Here is a 783-nt window from a genome sequence, read left to right on the forward strand (position 1 = left end):
GGCATTCGGAGTTTGACTGAATTCGGTAATCCGATGAGGACCCCTAGTCCAATCAGTGCTCTACCTCCAAGACTCTTACACTTAAGGCTAGCCCTAAAGCTATTTCGGGGAGAACCAGCTATCTCCAGGTTCGATTGGAATTTCTCCGCTACCCACACCTCATCCCCGCACTTTTCAACGTGCGTGGGTTCGGGCCTCCATTCAGTGTTACCTGAACTTCACCCTGGACATGGGTAGATCACCTGGTTTCGGGTCTACGACCACGTACTAAACGCCCTATTCAGACTCGCTTTCGCTGCGGCTCCGCCTCTTCAGCTTAACCTCGCACGGGATCGTAACTCGCCGGTTCATTCTACAAAAGGCACGCCATCACCCGTTAACGGGCTCTGACTATTTGTAGGCACACGGTTTCAGGATCTCTTTCACTCCCCTTCCGGGGTGCTTTTCACCTTTCCCTCACGGTACTGGTTCACTATCGATCACTAGGGAGTATTTAGCCTTGGGAGATGGTCCTCCCAGATTCCGACGGAATTTCACGTGTTCCGCCGTACTCAGGATACATTCAAGAGAGAACGAAGTTTCGACTACGGGGTTGTTACCCTCTACGACGGACCTTTCCAGGTCGCTTCGTCTACCTCGTTCCTTTGTAACTCCGTATAGAATGTCCTACAACCCCAAGAGGCAAGCCTCTTGGTTTGGGCTATGTTCCGTTTCGCTCGCCGCTACTCAGGAAATCGCATTTGCTTTCTCTTCCTCCAGGTACTTAGATGTTTCAGTTCCCTG

Annotated in this window: 1 rRNA gene; it reads right to left on the reverse strand. The window is 51.6% G+C overall.

The features are described from left to right. Nucleotides 1-783, reverse strand: a 23S ribosomal RNA gene (locus ACTJK5_RS22970); the annotation flags it as partial.

The sequence above is a fragment of the Agrobacterium sp. 22094 genome (assembly GCF_052046015.1).
GTDB lineage: Bacteria > Pseudomonadota > Alphaproteobacteria > Rhizobiales > Rhizobiaceae > Agrobacterium > Agrobacterium cavarae.